14 protein-coding genes and 1 pseudogene are annotated in these 15,707 nt (G+C 65.5%); 11 read left to right on the forward strand and 4 right to left on the reverse strand.

Features of this window, described 5'->3' with window-relative positions; all coding sequences use genetic code 11:
• Positions 1–93: 93 nt before the first annotated feature.
• The 5 genes from accC to aat all read left to right on the forward strand — a co-directional run bounded on the left by accC (position 94) and on the right by aat (position 5,369).
• Positions 94–1,452 (forward strand): acetyl-CoA carboxylase biotin carboxylase subunit, encoded by a 1,359-nt coding sequence (gene accC / locus GWG65_RS22135; protein ID WP_275197694.1) that lies wholly within the window; start codon positions 94–96, stop codon positions 1,450–1,452.
• Positions 1,453–1,558: 106 nt separating this feature from the next.
• The gene (locus GWG65_RS22140; protein WP_275197695.1) at positions 1,559–3,079 is read left to right on the forward strand and encodes a CHASE3 domain-containing protein; all 1,521 of its coding nucleotides are present in this window, start codon (positions 1,559–1,561) and stop codon (positions 3,077–3,079) included.
• Positions 3,076–3,516, forward strand: coding sequence for a response regulator (locus GWG65_RS22145; protein WP_275197696.1), 441 nt, complete (start codon positions 3,076–3,078; stop codon positions 3,514–3,516). The genes GWG65_RS22140 and GWG65_RS22145 overlap by 4 nt, the downstream gene beginning before the upstream one ends.
• Positions 3,513–4,628, forward strand: coding sequence for a histidine kinase dimerization/phosphoacceptor domain -containing protein (locus tag GWG65_RS22150; protein ID WP_275197697.1), 1,116 nt, complete (start codon positions 3,513–3,515; stop codon positions 4,626–4,628). The genes GWG65_RS22145 and GWG65_RS22150 overlap by 4 nt, the downstream gene beginning before the upstream one ends.
• A gap of 60 nt (positions 4,629–4,688) precedes the next feature.
• Entirely contained in the window at positions 4,689–5,369 is a 681-nt protein-coding gene (gene aat, locus GWG65_RS22155) for a leucyl/phenylalanyl-tRNA--protein transferase (protein ID WP_275197698.1), read from the forward strand.
• Between the two features lie 118 nt (positions 5,370–5,487).
• Here the strand turns inward: aat and GWG65_RS22160 are convergent, their stop codons facing one another.
• Complete coding sequence (locus tag GWG65_RS22160; protein ID WP_275197699.1) at positions 5,488–6,534, reverse strand: DUF2155 domain-containing protein; 1,047 nt, start codon at positions 6,532–6,534, stop codon at positions 5,488–5,490.
• A 202-nt stretch (positions 6,535–6,736) separates the two neighbouring features.
• Between GWG65_RS22160 and GWG65_RS22165 the strand changes: the two are divergent.
• Positions 6,737–6,841, forward strand: a pseudogene (locus GWG65_RS22165) (alpha/beta hydrolase); the annotation flags it as partial.
• Positions 6,842–6,869: 28 nt separating this feature from the next.
• Positions 6,870–7,886 (forward strand): Na+-dependent transporter, encoded by a 1,017-nt coding sequence (locus GWG65_RS22170; protein WP_275197700.1) that lies wholly within the window; start codon positions 6,870–6,872, stop codon positions 7,884–7,886.
• Between the two features lie 101 nt (positions 7,887–7,987).
• Here the strand turns inward: GWG65_RS22170 and GWG65_RS22175 are convergent, their stop codons facing one another.
• Together GWG65_RS22175 and GWG65_RS22180 are read right to left on the reverse strand one after the other, a co-directional pair.
• A complete protein-coding gene (locus GWG65_RS22175; protein WP_275197701.1) occupies positions 7,988–8,968 on the reverse strand; it encodes an ABC transporter substrate-binding protein in 981 nt (326 codons plus the stop codon).
• A gap of 122 nt (positions 8,969–9,090) precedes the next feature.
• Complete coding sequence (locus GWG65_RS22180; RefSeq protein ID WP_275197755.1) at positions 9,091–10,029, reverse strand: GlxA family transcriptional regulator; 939 nt, start codon at positions 10,027–10,029, stop codon at positions 9,091–9,093.
• A 94-nt stretch (positions 10,030–10,123) separates the two neighbouring features.
• On the opposite strand from GWG65_RS22180, the gene GWG65_RS22185 reads away from it, so the two are divergent.
• Positions 10,124–10,813, forward strand: a complete 690-nt coding sequence (locus tag GWG65_RS22185; protein ID WP_275197702.1) for a DJ-1/PfpI family protein — start codon at positions 10,124–10,126, stop codon at positions 10,811–10,813.
• 503 nt (positions 10,814–11,316) lie between these two features.
• Here GWG65_RS22185 and GWG65_RS22190 read toward each other — a convergent pair.
• The gene (locus tag GWG65_RS22190; protein WP_275197703.1) at positions 11,317–11,724 is read right to left on the reverse strand and encodes an NADH:ubiquinone oxidoreductase subunit NDUFA12; all 408 of its coding nucleotides are present in this window, start codon (positions 11,722–11,724) and stop codon (positions 11,317–11,319) included.
• Positions 11,725–11,971: 247 nt separating this feature from the next.
• Here GWG65_RS22190 and GWG65_RS22195 point away from each other — a divergent pair, with 247 nt between their 5' ends.
• From GWG65_RS22195 to GWG65_RS22205, 3 genes are all read left to right on the forward strand, one after another.
• Positions 11,972–12,664 carry a BA14K family protein gene (locus GWG65_RS22195; protein ID WP_275197704.1) on the forward strand — a complete coding sequence of 231 codons (693 nt, stop codon included), beginning with the start codon at positions 11,972–11,974 and terminating at the stop codon, positions 12,662–12,664.
• Positions 12,665–13,024: 360 nt separating this feature from the next.
• Positions 13,025–13,447, forward strand: coding sequence for a response regulator (locus tag GWG65_RS22200; RefSeq protein WP_148744021.1), 423 nt, complete (start codon positions 13,025–13,027; stop codon positions 13,445–13,447).
• Complete coding sequence (locus GWG65_RS22205; protein WP_275197705.1) at positions 13,444–15,699, forward strand: CHASE3 domain-containing protein; 2,256 nt, start codon at positions 13,444–13,446, stop codon at positions 15,697–15,699. Before GWG65_RS22200 ends, GWG65_RS22205 begins: the two co-directional genes overlap by 4 nt.
• The last annotated feature ends 8 nt before the right edge of the window (positions 15,700–15,707 follow it).

Genomic DNA, 15,707 nt, shown 5'->3' on the forward strand with positions numbered 1-15,707 from the left:
ATGGCGAGTAGCGAATAGCGAATGGTCTCACCGTTCCCTGCTCGCTCTTCGCCACTCGTCATTCGCCACTCCCTATTCGCCCGCTGAGGCACCATGTTCGACAAGATCCTCATAGCCAATCGCGGCGAGATCGCCCTTCGCATCCTGCGGGCCTGCAAGGAGCTCGGCATCGCGACCGTCGCCGTGCACTCCACCGCCGACGCTGACGCCATGCATGTGCGCCTGTCGGACGAGAGCGTGTGCATCGGGCCGCCGCCGTCGAAGGACAGTTATCTCAACGTGCCCGCGCTGCTTGCCGCCTGCGAGATCACCGGCGCGGACGCGGTACATCCCGGCTACGGCTTCCTGTCCGAGAACGCGCGTTTCGCGGAAATCCTCTCCGAGCACAATCTGCATTTCATCGGCCCGAAGGCCGAGCATATCCGCCTGATGGGCGACAAGATCGAGGCCAAGAAAACCGCCAAGCGGCTCGGCATCCCGGTCGTGCCTGGTTCCGACGGCGGCGTCGGCCCCGAAGACGACGCGATGGCGATCGCGAAGGAGATCGGCTTTCCCGTGCTGGTGAAGGCGGCAGCAGGCGGCGGCGGCCGCGGCATGAAGGTCGCGCAAAGCGAGGCTGACCTGGCGGTGGCGCTGCAGACCGCTGCCAACGAGGCCAAATCCGCCTTCGGCGACGCCTCGGTCTACCTGGAAAAATATCTCCAGAAGCCGCGCCACATCGAGATCCAGATTCTCGGCGACGGCCGCGGCGGCGCGATCCATCTCGGCGAACGCGATTGCTCGTTGCAGCGCCGTCACCAGAAGGTCTGGGAGGAAGGCCCCTCGCCGGTGCTGGCCGCCGCCGCGCGCGCCAAGATCGGCGAGACCTGTGCGAAGGCGATGCGCGAGATGAAATATCTCGGCGTCGGCACCATCGAGTTCCTGTTCGAGGACGGCGAGTTCTACTTCATCGAGATGAACACGCGCATCCAGGTCGAGCATCCCGTCACCGAGAGCATTACCGACATCGACCTCGTGCTGGAGCAGATCCGCATCGCCGCCGGCGGTGAACTGCCCGCCAAGCAGAGCGAGGTTCAGATCATCGGCCACGCCATCGAGTGCCGCATCAACGCCGAGAACCCGCAGACTTTCCGTCCCTCGCCCGGCCGGATCTCGCAATATCACCCGCCCGGCGGGCTCGGCGTCCGGATCGATTCCGCGGTCTATCAGGGCTACACGATCCCGCCCTATTACGATTCACTGGTGGGGAAGCTGATCGTCCACGGCAAGACCCGCGGCGAATGCCTGATGCGGCTCCGCCGCGCGCTCGACGAGATGGTGGTCGAGGGCATCGAGACCACGCTGCCGCTGTTCCGTGCGCTGGTGCGCGAGCCCGCGATCATCGACGGCGACTACCACATCCACTGGCTCGAACAGTATCTGGCCGGCCAGACGGAACTCGCCGCGAAATAATTTCCCGTCTCCTCAAGGAACCCTCTGGCCCCGATCGCGTTCTGGACGGTTGGGCAGTTCCAGGGGGGCCTTTTGCATTCACTGATCATAACAAGGCGAGACCGTCGTGACAGCTGATGCGCAACGACGGCGCGCGTTTTGGCAGATCCTGCTGTTCACGGCGGGCCTCCTGGTGCTGACCTGGATCAGTGCGGGGTCCGTCTACCTCGTCAACAAGGCGCGGGACGACAGCAAGTGGGTGATCCACACCATCGAGGTGGAAAACCAGGTCAATGCCCTGCTTCTGGAGGTTCGCCGCGCCGAGAGCAGCGCGCGCGGCTACCTTCTGACCCTCGGCCCCGAATTCCTCAGCGATCATGACGCGGCGCTGGCGACCATCCCGCAGGCGCTCGACAAGCTCACCCGCCAGATCGGCGACAATCCGGCACAACGTGCAAGCATAGCCAAGCTCCACGAAGCGGTCCAAGCCCGGCTCGAGCAATTTTCGCGCGAAATGGACCTTGTCAAGCGGGGCGAACCGGACAGTGCCGCCGCGCTGCTCCGCCAGGCGGCCGCATCCAATTCGACCGACACCATCCGCGAGGTGGCAGCGTCAATGACTGCGGAGGAAGAGCGGCTGTTCTCGTTGCGCTCCGCAAATGCCGATCGCAGTCAGACGCTCGCGGCCTCGCTCACCGGCATCGGCTCCGGCCTGGTGGTCGTGCTCGCCCTGCTCTCGACCTGGCTGGTGCGCCGCTCTGCAGGCGTCCGTGACGACGCCGAGGCGCGCCTGCGCGACGCCAATACCAATCTCGAGGCCACGGTCGACGAACGCACGGCTGATCTTCGCGAAGCCAACAACGAGATCCAGCGCTTCGCCTATATCGTGAGCCACGATCTGCGCTCGCCGCTGGTCAACATCATGGGCTTTACGAGCGAGCTCGAGGAACTGGGCCGCGACATCTTCCGCCGCATCGGCAGCCTTGCGCGTGCGCCGGCCGACGGCCCTCAGGTCGAGGGCGCCGACGTCGCGCTCGACGGCGCCGACAAGCAGCTCGCGGAGGATTTTTCCGAGGCACTCGGCTTCATCAAATCATCGATCGGCAAGATGGATCGCCTGATCTCGGCCATCCTCGATCTGACGCGCGAGGGACGGCGCGAGTTCGAGCCGGTCCGCATCGACACGCGCGAGCTGATCGAAGCCATCGCCGCCACGGTCGCACACCAGGCGGCCGAGGCGCGGGCCGAGATTCACGTCGGCGAAGTGCCTGATATTGTCAGCGACCGCCTTGCTCTGGAGCAGATCTTCTCCAATTTGATCGACAACGCCATCAAGTACCTCAAAACCGGAGTTCCCGGCGCGATCACGGTCCGCGGCCGGACCAAATTCGGCTATGCGATCTTCGAAGTTACCGACAATGGACGCGGCATCGATCCGAAGGATCATCAGCGCATCTTCGACCTGTTCCGGCGCGCGGGAACCCAGGACAAGCCGGGCCAGGGCATCGGCCTTGCCCATGTGCGCGCCCTGGTGCGCCGACTGGGGGGAACAATGTCGGTATCGTCGGAACTCAATGTCGGCAGTACATTCACCATCACGCTGCCAATCAAATGGAACGCCAGCAACCGGAACGAAGAACATCGATGACCCAGCCCGTCACCATCATCATGATCGAGGACGACGAAGGACATGCTCGCCTGATCGAGCGGAACATCCGCCGTTCCGGCGTCAACAACGAGATCGTCCCGTTTGCGAACGGGACCGACGCCATGAGGCATCTGTTCGGCGCCGATGGAAGCGGCCTGGTGCACAAAGGCCGTGCGCTCCTGATCCTGCTCGACCTCAACCTTCCCGACATGAGCGGAATCGACATTCTGAAGCGGATCAAGGAAAACAATCATCTCAAGGCCTCGCCCGTGGTGGTACTGACCACCACCGATGACTCCCAGGAAATCAAGCGCTGCTACGAACTCGGCTGCAACGTGTACATCACCAAGCCCGTCAATTACGAGAATTTCGCCAATGCCATCCGGCAGCTTGGCTTGTTCTTCTCGGTCATCCAGGTCCCACCCGCCGCCTCATGAACCAGCGAACACCAACACTGCTCTATATCGACGACGACGCTGCGCTCGCGCGGCTGGTCGAACGCGGCCTGACGCGCCGGGGCTACAAGGTCGTTCATGCCGCGAGCGGCGAGGAAGGCCTGGAGCGCATCCGCCATGCCGATGCCCAAGCAAGTATCGAAGACTGCATCGACGTGGTGGCACTCGACCAGTACATGCCCGGTCTCGACGGCCTCGAGACGCTCGAACAGATCATGGCGATCCCGAACGCGCCTCCCGTGGTGTTCGTCACCGCATCGCAGGATTCCAACATCGCGGTGACCGCGCTGAAGGCGGGAGCCTCGGATTACCTGGTCAAGGATGTCAAGGGCGACTTCATCCCGCTCCTGCAGGTCGCCGCCGACGGCGCGCTGCGTCAGGCCGAATTGCAGAAGGCGCGCGAGGCGGCCGAGGCGGAAATCCATGCCTCGCGCGATCGCTACGCCGCCCTTGCCGCAGAGCGCGAACTTCTGCTGCGCGAGGTCAACCACCGCGTCGGTAATTCGCTCCAGATCATCGCCTCGCTGCTGCACCTCCAGGCAAGCTCCGCCGCGCAGGAGGAGGTCAAGGCGGCGCTGACCAATGCGATGGGCCGTGTCGCCGCGGTCGCCCAGGTGCACCGACGCCTCTACACCTCGCAGGATCTCAAGAGCGTGGTCCTGAACCAGTATCTGGACTCCCTGCTCGAGGACCTGCGCCGCTCGGCCGAAGGCAACCGGATGTCGCGCCTGACGCTGAAGGCAGAGCCGATCGAGATCGATCCGGACCGCGCCGTCGCCGTCGGCATCATCGTCAATGAGCTGGTGATGAACGCGGTGAAATACGCCTATCCCGACGGTGCCGGCCCGATCCATGTCGAGCTGACCTCGCAGGGCGAGGATCTCATGCTGTCGATCGCCGACGACGGCGTCGGCGACAACGCCAAGGCCGATCCGCACTCCACCGGCATGGGTCAGCGCATCGTCGCGGCCATGGCCACCAAGCTCGATGCCTCGGTCGAGCGTGATCCCGCCCATGCCGGAACCCGCATCATCCTCAAGTTCCGCCGCGCGGCCCCGTCCCCGGGCAGGACGAACAGCGCCCCGGCAAGCTGATCGGCGCGAGTTCGCCTGCCCCATCGCAAGTGCGGCGCGATCCTGCTATTGTCGCAAGCCATGACTTCGCGCGATTCCGCCTCGTCTGAAATCACGCCGGCCGTGCTGTTGCGTGCCTATGCCTGCGGCATCTTTCCGATGGCCGAGAGCGCGGACGACCCGACGCTGTTCTGGGTCGAGCCGGAAATGCGCGGCGTCATCCCGCTCGACGGCTTTCGCGTGGCCTCGCGGCTCGCGCGCACCGTGCGTTCGGATTTTTTTCGCGTCACCGTCAACACCGCCTTCAAGGCGACGATTGCCGGCTGCGCCGCGCCCGCGGCCGGACGCGAGGACACTTGGATCAACAAGCGCATCCGCGATCTCTATGGCGGCCTGTACGAGCTCGGCCATTGCCACAGCGTCGAGGCTTGGCAGGGCGACGATCTCGTCGGCGGCCTCTATGGCGTGAGCCTCGGGCGTGCCTTCTTCGGCGAGAGCATGTTTCACACCGCGCGCGATGCCTCCAAGGTCGCGCTGGTGCATCTGGTCGCGCGGCTTATCCATGGCGGATTCGAGCTGCTCGACACGCAATACGTCACCGAGCATCTGAAGAGCTTTGGCGCGGCCGAAGTTTCCCGGCGGCGCTATACGGCCCTGCTCGACAAGGCGCTCGCCGGCGAGCCCGGCGATTTCCTGAAGCTGCCGGCGGACCAGCCGGTCCCGGGCGCACGCGCGCTCGAGATCATCGCCTCACGGCAATAGTCGATGAGCTGGCTCATTTGTTTGAGCATGATCTCCGCGCAACGCGTTCCGCGTTTGTCGCGAGGGAAAACCGCTTCACACTTTGCGCTAACGCGGCCCTTCGGGTCCGGATCATGCACTAGCGGCCGAACCCGGGGAAATTGAACAGGCCAGGCTGCTGCGGTGGCGGCGAAGGCGGCGGAGCCGCCTGCGGCTGCTGCGGTGGAGGCAATGGCTGCGGCGGACGCTGCTGCACGGCCTGCTTGGGCGCGGTTTTCTTCTGCGCCGGGGGCGGCGGCGCGGGCTTGTTCGCGGGATCCGGTGCTGCGGTCGCGATGGTCTGCTGCGGCTCTTTGCAATCGGTCAGCCAGATGTCGTAGATCGGATGCTCGACGCCGTGCAGGCCGGGGCTTGCGGCGTACATCCAGCCCGAGAAGATCCGCTTCACCTCGCCCTGCAACGTGATCTCGTCGACCTCGACGAAGGCGTCGGTGTTGGCGGCTTCCGTCGCCGGCCGCGTGTAGCAGGCGTTGGTTTTGACCCGAAGCGCGCCAAACTGCACGGTCTCGCCGATATCCTCGTCGAAATTGATGATGCGGCCGGTGATCTTGTCGAGCCCCGAGAAGGTCGCCTTCTTGTTCACGATCTTCTGCGCCGGCGGCTCGGTGACGACCTCGTCGCCCGGCTGAAGGCTCGCCGGCGTCTGCGGCACGGCCCCCTTCTGCTGGGGCGGGCGCTGGCCCGGCGCGGCTGGATTGGCACCCGGCTGCGGCGCTCCTTGCGGATTGGGCGGCGCGACCGCCACGGAGGGCGGCTGGTTCGGCGGAGCGACGGTGCTGCCGGGCGGCGGCGCCAGCGGCTGCGTCTCGACCGGCCCCGGCATGACGTTGCCCTGCCGTCCCGGCGGCGGCGCCATCGGGCGCGACGGCAGCACGCGGCCCTGCGGCGGCAGCTCCGGCACCTCTTCGTCGTCGTCGGGGATCTGCGGCGGCGGCTGTGGCTGGCCACGCGGAATGTTGCCGGGCGGCCGCAACGGCGGCGGATCGGAGAAGATCGTGCCGATCTGCGCCTGTGCCGGCGTCGCAACCGTCATCGCGGTGGCGGCCAGAAGCGCCGCAAGACCTGTCAAGGTAATGGTTCGAAACATCTCGCGCGGCTTCAACAGCGAATCGGGCTTGCTGGACATTCTACAGGGGTACCGCCGCTCGCAGGGCACCGGTTAACACGGCGAATACGGCGGGGGAAGGGCGGCATCCCTGCCCCGCCTGCTGCCTGCTGGCCAGACCGGCGGCCGGATGGGATAGTCAACGGGCCCCTCCCGGGGTCGGGGCCGGCATCGCCTCCGAAAACGCGTCCAATCAGAACTAGAAAGCCCCGAGGTCGCCCCCATGCCGGTTGCGCTCGATCCCGACACCGACGCCGTCTACAAGGTTTTCCAGGACGCCGGCCTCCTCGCCTGCGAAACCCTGACCGTACCGGAAGCGCGCGACTATCAGGATTTGGGCTGAGTCGCCGCTCCACATGGCTTCCATCCTTCCAACCCTCTTCGCCTTTCCCCTGCGCTGGCTGACCTGGCTCGGCGACCAGGGCACCCGCGCGGTGGCGGCGATCGCGTTCATCGCGGTGGCGGTGCCCCCGCTTGGCGCGCTGCTGCGCCCTTACGTCACCGAAGCGATCTTCCTGCTGCTCTGTATCTCCTTCATGCGCGTCGATCTGGTCGCGCTCTACGGACATCTGCGCCGGCCGGCGCTGGTTGCGAGCGCAACGGCCTGGACCACGATCGGCGTGCCGCTGATGGTCGGACTGATCGCCCATGCGACCGGTCTCACCGACCGCTGGCCCGGCCTGTTCCTCGCGCTGATGCTGCAAGGCATGGCCTCGCCGATGATGGCTGCGCCCGCGCTCGCCGCACTGATGGGCCTCGATGCCACGCTGGTGCTGGTCACGCTGGTCGCCTCGACCGCGCTCGTGCCCTTCACCGCGTCGCTGTTCGCAAACCTGTTTCTCGACGGCATGCTCAGCATCTCGCCGCTCGCACTTGGCCTCAAGCTGCTCGGCGTCCTCGCCGCATCGCTGCTTACAGCAACAATCATCCGCCGCCTGTTCGGCGCGGAGGCGATTCTGCGCCACAAGCGGCCGATCGACGGCTTCAACATCGTCATCCTCATGGTGTTCGCATCCGCGGTGATGGGCGATGTCGCGAGCGACCTCATCGCCGATCCCGTGTTTACGATCGGCGTCGCGCTGCTGGCCTTCGCGGTCTACTTCACGCTGCTCACTGTTACGACGTTGCTCTTCCGCCGCGTCGGCTATGAGCGCGCTTTCGCGATCGGCCTGATGGTGTCACAGCGCAATCTCGGGCTGATGCTGGCGGCGACCGCGGGCGCGCTGCCGGCCACGACGTGGCTGTATTTCGCGCTCACGCAGTTTCCGATTCACCTTGCGCCATACATCCTCACGCCGATCGCGCGGCGGCTGACGGCGCGCGCGCAAACCGGAGGCGCGGCGGCTCCGCGCGGAACGACCTCCTCGCGTTGACCGTCACGCAAAGCACGCTTTGTCCGCTCGGTGCTTGGAATCGGACGAGTTCAAATGGCTTTTGCGAGTCGGCTAGAGGCCAGAGGGCGGACTGGGTTGATCTATTCGATCACTTTGTCCGCGCGGGCAAGCAATGTTGTTGGGACGATGATGCCGAGGGCTTTCGCCGCCCTGACATTGACCACCAGTTCGAACTCGGTCGGCTCCTCGACCGGCAGGTCGGCGGGCTTCGCGCCCTTCAGAATCCGGTCAATGAAATATGCCGTCCGCCGCACGCGCTTGCTCAGATCCACACCGAGGCTTGCAAGCGCGCCCGCGACGGGGAAGGTGGGATAGTCGGAGATGACGGGGATGCCGAAGCTCAAGCCGAGCTGTGCAAGCTTTTCCGCATGGCCACTGAAGAAGGGCTGCACCACTAGCGCCTGCGCGCCTTCCGTTTTCAGGTCGGAGAACAACGTATCGTCGAGTTCGTCGGGCTGGTTGACCGACCGGAGGACCAGTTCTATGCCGATCTTGTCGGCTGCCGCCTTGCTCTCGCGGATGAAGGCGGTCGCGCCAGGACTAGGCGCAAAGCTCAGGAAGGCCACCTTTCGGACGCCCGGCACCAATTCGCGCAACAATTCGAGCCGCTTGCCAGCCAAATCTGGTCCCGACATCGACACGCCGGTCACATTGGCACCGGGACGGGACAGGCTATGCACCAGCTTTGCCTGTACCGGGTCGGAGGCGATCATCACGAGGGGAATGCTTTGCGTCATCTCCATCGAGAGCTGCACGGTCGCCGTTGTCCAGGGAACGATGATGTCGACTTGCTTGTCGATCAGTGTCCTGAGAATGTCGCGGGTGTGCTGCTTGTCGCCGTTTGTGAAGTAGGATTCGATCGCGATCGTCTTGCCTTCCGCATAGCCGAGCTTCTTCAGCTCTTCCCGAATACCATCGACTTCGGCGGCGAGCGCCGGCGCGTGTAGGCTGATCACCGCGATCCGAGGAACTTTCTCTCCGCTCACGGCCGGCGTCGAATTCGCGAAGATCACCGCCGCGACTCCGGTGCCGAGTATCCGTACGAAGTCGCGTCGGTTCATTCGCTCACTCCATCGGCACGGCAGCTCTTGCTCTCGAGGGTCTCCGCCTTAGCCATGCCGGCATCGTAGCCGGACGAATTTCTGGTGAGCAAGTGCTCATATCGTAGCTGCATGAGCAAGCTCTAGCCCGCCCGCGCCGCGCGCCGCAGCGCCTGCGGCGGCTGACCGAAGGCGCGGATGAAAGCGCGGCGCATTCGCTCGGGGTCGCGGAAACCGGTCGCCTCGGCTACGAGCTCGATCGCCTCGCGCGAGGACTGCACGCGCTCGCGCGCGACCTCGATCCGCAGCCGCTCGATCGCCTTGGACGGCGTCGTGCCGGTCTCCGCGGCAAAGGCGCGGGCAAAATGCCGTGCGCTCATGCCGGCGCGATCGGCGAGATCTTCCACGGTCAGCGGTGCATCGAGATTTTCCCGCGCCCATGACAGCAGCGCGCCGAACCGGCCGTTCGGCGCCTTCAATTCCAGCAGTGACGAGAACTGCGACTGGCCGCCGCTGCGGCGATGATAGAGCACGAGCTGGCGCGCGGTCTGCTGCGCGATCTCCTCACCATGGTCCTCGGTGACCATCGCGAGCGCGAGGTCGATTCCGGCCGTGATGCCCGCGGACGTCCACACATTGCCGTCGCGGGTGAAAATCTGGTCCGGCTCGAACTTCACCTTCGGATAGCGCGCGACGAAATCGCGCGTGCGGCCCCAATGCGTGGTGGCGCGGCGGCCGTCGAGCAGGCCGGCCTCGGCCAACACATAGGCTCCCGAACAGACGCTGGCGACCCGCACGCCGCGGCGCGCAAGCCGCTGCACGAAGGCGCGCGTGACTTCGCAGCTCGCCGCCTCCGTCACGCCCGCGCCGCCCGCAACCACCAGCGTGGTGATCGCATTGGCCGACTTGAAATCGCGCGCCATCATCTCGACGCCGGACGAGCTGCGCACCGGCCCCGCGTTCAGCGCCAGCACGCGGATCGCCGGCGTTTTGCCGAGATAGCGCGCCGCGATCTCGAACACCGAGATGGGGCCGGCCGCATCGAGCAACTGGAAGTCCGGGAAGATCAGGATGCCGATCATGGTCATGTCCGAAATTGAGGGAATTACGCCATTTTGGACGGAATGGCATCATGCCACCCTGACGGCGTCAAGGTCAGAATTGAGGGATCTTTCGATGTCGTCACCGCTCCAGATCGGTCTTTTGGTGTTTCCGCGCGTCACCCAGCTCGACTTCACGGGTCCGTTGCAGGTGTTCTCTTCCGTGCCCGGCGCAAAACTGCACCTGATCTGGAAGCGGATCGAGCCGGTGCCGAGCGATTCCGTGCTGACGCTGACCCCGACCACGACGTTCGCCGACTGCCCGCAGCTGGACGTGATCTGCGTGCCCGGCGGCGGCGGCGGCACCAACGATCTGCTCAATGACGAGGAGGTGCTGGATTTCCTGCGCAGGCAGGCCGAAGGCGCAAAATACGTCACCTCGGTCTGCACGGGATCGCTGGCGCTGGGCGCCGCCGGCCTGTTGAAGGGCTACCGCGCCGCCACCCATTGGAGCGCCATGGAGATGCTTGGCCAATTCGGCGCGACGCCGACCAAGTCCCGCGTCTGCATCGACCGCAACCGCATCACCGGCGGCGGCGTCACCGCAGGAATCGATTTCGCACTGACGCTGGTATCGATCCTGGTCGACCGCACCACAGCGGAAGCGATCCAGCTTCAGCTCGAATACAATCCGGCACCGCCGTTCAATTCAGGCTCGCCTGAGACGGCGCCGGCCGAGGTGCTGGCCTTGCTCAGGGAGCGCGGCGCGCAAAACCAGGCTCGCCGCCTCGAAGCGGTCAAGCGCGCGGCAGAACGGGTGATGTAGCTTCCGCTCCGGTGTCCCGGACGCGCTGCAGCGCTCTTTGCGCTGCTGCGCTGAGCCGGGACCCAGATTGTGGCACGTCGGATTGCAGCCCCTGGGTCCCGGCTCAGCGGCGCAGCGTTACACGCTGCACCGCGTCCGGGACACGGCGGAATTGACGCGGCGCGCCACAACAGAAAAAGGCCACTCGGTTTTCCGAGCGGCCTTTCCTGTCTTACGGCGGCTGCACATTTCATCGGGCGATTTCGGAGCTTCCAGACCGGGGGCCTATCTCCCGATCGAGTCCTGGTCGGCGGCCGCTGCATTTCGGGACAGTCGCGAACTGTTGCCCGAACCGAACGCGATGGTCTCCTATCTCCGTAAGATGGGATCATTGAGCCGCATCGCTCGCGTGGGCGCAATGGTCGCGCAGACGGCGTCCCCGCTGTTCCCGTTGTCCACAGCGGCATCCGTCGGATGCGAATGCATCCAACGCAAGCGATCAAAACGTCGGGACGTGCGCGAGTCTAGCCGGGCGTCCAGGGCTGGTAGTCGCCGGTCGCCTTCGGCCGCTTGCCGCTGGCGAGGGTCGAACCGGACGGACGGTACGCCTTGGCCGTGCCGGTTAGATTCGGCTGGTGCGGCTTCTCCCACTCGCGCGGCTGGTAGTTGTCCTGCGTCGGTGGCACGTCGACGGTGTGATGCATCCAGCCGTGCCAGGACGGCGGAATGCGGCTCGCTTCAGCGTAGCCGTTGTAGATCACCCAGCGCCGCTCGAAGCCGAGCGTCGGATCGATCGCCCCGCCGCGGGTGCGATAATAGCGGTTGCCCTGCTCGTCCTCGCCCACCAGCTCTCCGTACCGCCTGGTCCAGAGTTGGGTGCCAAAGGTCTGGCCATTCCACCAGGTGAATAACTTGAGGAAGAACTGTTTCATGCGGCAAGGGCCCTGCTTCGTGAGGTCCTGATGCCATCCGGGCACCGAAATGTCCAGTTCGGCGGGCGCGGCTGTGCCCCAGCGCCGAAACGCGGGATACCGGCATGGCGGCGCCGCAAATCGGACGCGGTCCGTTCATGCTGGGTACAGCGGCCGGATGAGAGGTTGGCTGCACCCACGCAAACGAGCGTGATCCAGGAACCACCACGCTGTGATGGGGTTTGGCTTCCGGGAAAGGAGTTTCATCATGAAAAGTCTGAAGGTTTTGAGTGCCGCCGCGGCGGTGGCGCTGGTTCTTCCCTTGGCGACCCCGAGCTTCGCACAGAATCGTCCCGCCTTGGGCGGAGGCGCCGGTGCCCATGTCGGCGGCGGTGGCGGCGGCGCTCATTTCGGGGGCGGCGGCGCGCGCATGGGTGGCGGCGGCTTCGGCGGTGGCGCACGGATGGGCGGTGGCGGCGCGGCGTTCCACGGTGGCGGCGGCAATTTCGCGGCCGGCGCAGCGGTACGTCCGAGCGGCGGCAGCTTCGCAGCCGGCACAGCGGTACGTCCGAGCGGCGGCAGCTTCGCAGCTGGCCAGGTGACTCGACCCGCGATCTCGCCGTCCTTCGGCGGTACCCGCAGCGTCGCAACCGCGGGCAACTGGCAGGGTGGCGGCAATTGGGGCGGCGGCTGGCGTCATCATCATCGCGGCGGCGGCTTCTGGCCAGGCTTCGCGGCGGGTGCGGCGATCGGCGGCCTCGGCTCGTACGCCTATTATGGCGGCGGCTATTACGACGATCCCTACTACTATGGCGACACCTATTATGACGAGCCGACAGTGGCAGTCGTGCCCGATACCGGCGGCGATTCCGCGGCCTACTGCGCCCAGCGCTACAAATCGTATGACCCGGCGTCAGGCACCTATCTCGGTTATGACGGCCTGCGTCATCCCTGCCCGTAACACGGCCTGAAGCAAACGATCCGCCATCGATCGGGGCGGCGCCGAAATCATCGGCGCCGTCCATGCGTTTTGGCCGGAGGTTTGCGGATGGACGACTTCGTGTTTCCGGCGCGCAGATGCCTGCAATGCCCGGCGTGGCATCGTCAACGATCAAGACCCAATTGCGCCGCTGCCTGGAATAGACTGGAACCCATTCGCCGGCTCGAACTGCGCGCCTGTTCACGGTGCGGACTGGAACTTTCTAGCCTCAGCTATGCACTTCATCGTGCATACCTAATCCTGTCCACTCCAAAATTGACCCGGCACACGATTCGCCTATATCACCAACAGTATGGGGACTTCGATCTACTGGGAAATGTCATGCCGCGTATCCTCGTGGTAGATGACGATCCGATGGTCGGCGCGACCATCGAGGTCCTCCTCCAACGTCAGGGCTTCGACGTCACGCTTGCCGACGGCGGAGAGACTGGGCTTGCTGCGCTCGAGGCGCAGACATTTGACGTCATGCTGGTCGACATCTTCATGCCGCATATGCGCGGCTTCGAATCCATCCGCATCTTTCACGAACGTGCTCCCGCGATTCCCCTGATCGCGATGTCCGGCTACGCCTTCGCGGCGGCGGCCTCGCCCTCGCCCGACTTTCTGCGCATGGCGCTGGAGCTCGGCGCGACGCGTTGCCTGCGCAAACCGTTCACGCCGGATGCGCTGCTGACCACGATCCGGGAATGCATCGCCGGACCCGGCGGGCGCGCACAGCCGATGGACAAGAAAGAAGCCCCTTGATTCCAACGCAGCGCGTCATTCTCGGTGCTGGACTTGCCATCCTCCTGATCATCACCGCAGCCTCGATCGGACTCGACGTCAAGTCGCGGTCCGACGCGGCCTCCGTCAATCACACAATCGAGGTCCTGAAGAAGATCTCCGACGTGCGCGTCCTGCTCCGCCGCGCCGAGGGCGCCGCGCGCGGCTACGAGATCTACCGCACCCTGGGCTTCAGCGATGAATTCCAGGCGACCCGCGCCCGGATCGCACCCGCACTGGCCGACCTCAAGCAGGCCGTCCGCGACAAGCCCGATCATGTCGCGCTGATGGAGGGCACCGAACCCCTCGCACAGCGCCGGATGGAGATTGCCGCCGAAGCGATGCGGCTGCGCGCCGAGAACGACCACGCCGGCATTGCCGCCCTCCAGGCCAAGGCCGAGGGCCGCGGCCTGATGGAAGCGGTGATGGCCAATCTCGACCATCTGAGCGCGGAAGAAGAGAGGCAGCTCACTGTGCGCACGTCGGATTCGCGCCGCACCGGCATCGTGCTGCTCGGCATCGACGTCGCCGGTGCCATGCTGATCCTGCTCCTGGTCGCGCTCTTGATGCGCGAAAGCCAGCGCACAAAAGTGGCGCTCCAGAGCACGCTGACCGAGACCACGGCCGCCAAGGAGATGCTCGAGGCGGCGGTGGCCGAACGCACCGAGCATCTCGTCACCGCGCATGACGAGCTGCGGCTGTCGGTCAACGTGCTCCAGAGCACGTTTCACAGCATGGCGGAGGCGGTGCTGGTCATCGACACCGAAGGCAACGTGTTGCTGTCCAATCCGGCGGCGGAGCGCATGCTGCTGCATCGGACCGGAATGAACCTTCGCAATTTGCGTGCGCTGTCCGACGTCTTCCATGGCGACGGAACGACGCCGCTCAAGCCCGAAGAGCTGCCGTCGGCGCGCGTGCTGCGCGGCGAGCAGTTCGAGAATTTGGAGATGATCGTCCGCCCCCACAGCGGCAATCAGACCCGTCATCTCATGATCAGCGGCCGGCCGATGCGGGACGGGCAAGGCGCGATCTCCGGCGCGGTGCTGGTCTATCACGACGCCACCATCTCGCGAGAGACCGAGCGGCAATTGCAGCAGTCGCAGAAGCTGGATGCCATCGGCAAGCTGACCGGCGGCGTCGCGCATGACTTCAACAACATGCTGACCGTGATCTCCGGCAACACCGAGACGCTGGTGGAGAGCCTGAACGAGCAGCCCGAGCTCCAGCGTACGGCGCGCCTGATCGACGATGCCGCCGAGCGCTGCGCCGAGCTGATCCAGCACCTGCTGGCGTTCGCGCGCAGGCAGCCGCTCGAGCCGCGCAATGTCGAGATCAACGCAGCGATAGCGGACATCGCAAAGCTGCTGCGCCCGACCCTCGGCGAGCAGATCCAGGTCGAGACCGTGCTTGAGCAGGAGCCGATGACCTCGCACATCGATCCGTCCAGGCTCACCAACGCCGTGCTCAACATGGCCATCAACGCCCGCGACGCCATGCCGAACGGCGGCAAGCTGCTGCTGGAGACCCACCGGGTCGTGCTCGACGAGGCCTATGCGCAGGCCAATGCGGAGGTGCGGCCCGGTCCCTACGTGATGCTTGCGGTCAGCGACACCGGCACCGGCATGCCGCCCGATGTCCAGGAAAAGGCGTTCGAGCCGTTCTTCACCACCAAGGAGGTCGGCAAGGGGAGCGGCCTCGGCCTCTCCATGGTCTACGGCTTCGTCAAGCAGTCCGGCGGCCACATCAAGATCTACAGCGAGGAAGGCCACGGCACCACGATCAAGCTCTATCTGCCGCCCGGCGAAGGCGCGCCCGAGGCGGCCATCTCCGCCGTGCTGCCGGCCGAAGGCGGTGCCGAGACCATTTTCGTTGTCGAGGACGACAATCTCGTGCGCAACTTCGTCACCGCGCAGCTGCAGAGCCTCGGCTACAAGACGGTTGCCGCGCCCGACGGCCGCGCCGCGCTGCAATTGATCGAAGCCGGCCAGGCCTTCGATCTGCTCTTCACCGACGTCGTCATCCCCGGCGGCATGAGCGGGCGCGAGCTCGCCGAAGAGGTGGCAAAGCGGCGGCCTGGCGTGAGGGTGCTCTACACCTCCGGCTACACCGACAATGCCATCGTCCATCACGGCAAGCTCGACGACGGCGTGATGCTGCTGACCAAACCCTACCGCCGCAACCAGCTCGCCGAGATGATCCGCAAGGCGCTGAACGGCGGCGGCGTGGCGGGTTAGTCAAACAG

It is taken from the genome of Bradyrhizobium sp. CSA207 (assembly GCF_029051685.1).
GTDB lineage: Bacteria > Pseudomonadota > Alphaproteobacteria > Rhizobiales > Xanthobacteraceae > Bradyrhizobium.